Here is a 2,976-nt window from a genome sequence, read left to right on the forward strand (position 1 = left end):
TTACGAACTGCTGGAACTGATCGACAGTGAAATTGAACGGATCAGTTCGATTACCCATCAGATGTATCAGCTGTATCGCCCCAGTTCTCATGATGCGACGACCTTTTCATTATCGCGTGCGATTGAGGACGTTGTCTGTCTTTCGCAACCCGCGGCTGCGAAAGCCGGTGTCGCGATAAACTGGGAACCGGATCGGGAAGAGATCCAGGTGACGCTGCCTGAAGGGGAAGTCAAGCAGATCCTGTTGAACCTGATACAGAATGCGATCCAGGCATCCCCGGAGGGAAGTGCCGTCCGCTTAGAAGTGGGGGCCGGTGATGCTACCGTCAGTGTGGCGGTGATCGATCAGGGGGAGGGGATTCAGCCGACCGATCTGCCGCAGATCTTCGATCCTTTCTTCACGACTAAAGTTGGAGATTCCAAGCAGGGGATGGGCCTGGGGCTGTCGGTGTCACGAAGTCTGATCGAGGCGATGGGAGGCACTATCGAAGTGGCCAGTCAACCGGGAGAGGGGGCTGTCTTTACGGCGAACTTCCCGGTAGCAGATCCTCCCGGGAATCGTTAACGTAAAGCGTTGCTGTCTGAGTTCCATTGATCTGATCCTGAAGTGCAACAGACGAAGAGAAGACATTCATGAGTGAAAAGCAGACCCCGCGAATCCTGATTGCAGACGACGAACCGCTGTATCTGAAAACGACCGGGCAGTTGCTGCGCAAAGCCGGGTTTGACTGCGTTTGTGTTTCCAATGCGGGGGCCGCGATTGAAAAACTGGAAGCGGAGCCCTTCGATCTCATTCTGTCAGACCTGAATATGCCGGGCAATCTCAAGCTGGAACTGCTGCACCAGGGACGCAGTAACTGGCCGCACATTCCACTGATCGTGGTGACCGGCGTGCCTTCCATGCCCTCTGCGATTGAAAGTATCCGCCTGGGAATCACCGACTATCTGTTGAAGCCGGTGAAATATGAAGATCTGCTGGCGAGTGTCAGAAGGGCGCTGGCCATTCCGAGTCGTGTTTTCCAGCGGAGCGAGAGCATCACTGCCCGCGAACAGAGTGAATTAGCGAAGCGGTTTCCGAAGATCGTTGGGGCAAGTGCTCCACTGATGGAGATACTGGATATTGTCGATCGTATCGCCGAGACCGATGTCAATGTATTGATTACCGGAGAGAGTGGGACCGGAAAAGAGGTGGTCGCGCAGACCATTCATGAGCACAGTCTGCGCAGTAAGGAAAACTTTCAGGTCATCGATTGCACGGCGATTCCGGAATCCCTGTTCGAATCGGTGCTGTTTGGTCATGTGAAAGGGGCCTTTACAGGCGCGGTGAACGACCAGGAAGGCTTGCTGAAACTGGCCGACAAGGGGACGGCGTTCTTTGATGAAATCGGTGAGTTGCCGGCTGCGTCGCAGTCGAAGCTGTTACGGGCGATTCAGGAATCCCGTTTTACACCTGTGGGAAAAAGTCAGGCTGTGCAGGTCGATACGCGATTCGTCTGTGCCACTAATCGGAAGCTGGAAGCCGAAGTGAGTGCCGGTCGTTTCCGCGGCGATCTGTATTATCGTCTGGGAGTGATTCATATCGAACTGCCTCCCCTGCGCGATCGGGAAGATGACGTCGTCTTACTGGCCGAACATTTTCTGAAACAGACGCTGAAGAAAAGTGGTCGCGCGTTGCAGTTTGCCCCGGAGACCCTGGAGTCTCTGCGGGAATACTCCTGGCCGGGAAATATTCGGGAGTTGAAGAATGTGATCGAACGTGCCGTTGCGTTGACGCGTGGGGCGACGATTGAAAGGACCGAGCTTCCTGAATCACTACTTAACCCCCCGGCGGATCTCCAGCACGATTCCAGTGGCGTGGCCGAGGGATCGCGCGATGAGGCCATTGAAAACGCCGAGTATCAGTACCTGACCGCTTTACTGGAGAGGCATGAGGGGAATATCTCCCAGGCCGCGCAGCAGGCCGGTCTGTCGCGTCAGGGGCTGCATAAACTGCTGAACAAACACAATATTTCTGCAGCTGATTTTCGCTCGTAAAAAATCAGGCAGCGTGAGTGTCTCTCCCAGTGACTGTCAACACGAGGCGACACCTGTCAGTCTCCGTTCACACCCTGTGGCTGCGTTATCTGAACTACTGACTCAGTTAAACCGGGTAGTGTATAGACCATTGGATGTCGAATTGATGTCGCCGTTACAGAACTGACCCTGATGTAACGTACTGGTCTGAAACTTGCTCTAAGAGACCTTGAGTCCACGCGACTGGATGATGCGAATTACCGATGGAATACGAGTATCGACTGATAGTTTTGAAGTCAGGAAAAGGAAGATGAATTTTAAACCGAAACAGATCGTAATCACCAGGAACGATTATTATAAACTCTCGCGCCTGTTAAACAGCGAGTACACCCAGGCAATTGGGAACAAGCCGTACCTGACCGGTCTACGGAGTGAACTGGAGGCTGCGGTGATTGTCGATCCTGAAGAGATCAGCCCCGATGTGGTGACGATGAATTCCAAGGTCACCCTGGTCGATCTGGATATCAATGAAGACGAGACCTATGTGCTCGTCTATCCGGACCAGGCTAATATTGCCAGCGGAAGGCTGTCGATTCTGACGCCGATTGGAACTGCTATTTTAGGCTGTAAAGCAGGGGATGTGGTGAGTGGAAACGCCAGCCGCATGCAGATTAAAGAGATTGTTTTCCAGCCGGAACGGGCGCGGGTCCCTTCCTGAACGCCCAGGCTGTTTTTGCGTTGAATTCAAAACCAGCCTGAAATGGTCAGGGCTGTCAACCGCGATTGACGAGCGCTCCCCGTCGCGTTGACAGCCCCTTTCCAAAGCAGATCACGGCTTAAGGTGTGATATCAATATGCAGCAAATCCGGGTACAGCTGTAAGGACAGCAGGAACAGGACTAAGGGTGTGATTCCCAACAGTACCAGGATCAGGATCAGCCGGATGACCATGAAAGACTCTGCC

Annotated in this window: 3 protein-coding genes; all 3 read left to right on the plus strand. The window is 53.6% G+C overall.

Going from position 1 to position 2,976, the window contains the following annotated elements:
• Positions 1–565 (plus strand): sensor histidine kinase (locus RID21_RS29700; RefSeq protein WP_350195324.1); only part of this gene is annotated, 565 nt, incomplete at its 5' end.
• Positions 566–633: 68 nt separating this feature from the next.
• Positions 634–2,034, plus strand: a complete 1,401-nt coding sequence (locus RID21_RS29705) for a sigma-54-dependent transcriptional regulator (protein WP_350195326.1) — start codon at positions 634–636, stop codon at positions 2,032–2,034.
• Between the two features lie 289 nt (positions 2,035–2,323).
• Positions 2,324–2,731, plus strand: coding sequence for a GreA/GreB family elongation factor (locus RID21_RS29710; protein WP_350195328.1), 408 nt, complete (start codon positions 2,324–2,326; stop codon positions 2,729–2,731).
• Positions 2,732–2,976 lie beyond the last annotated feature (245 nt).

This window comes from Gimesia sp. (assembly GCF_040219335.1).
In the GTDB taxonomy this organism is placed as follows: Bacteria; Planctomycetota; Planctomycetia; order Planctomycetales; family Planctomycetaceae; genus Gimesia.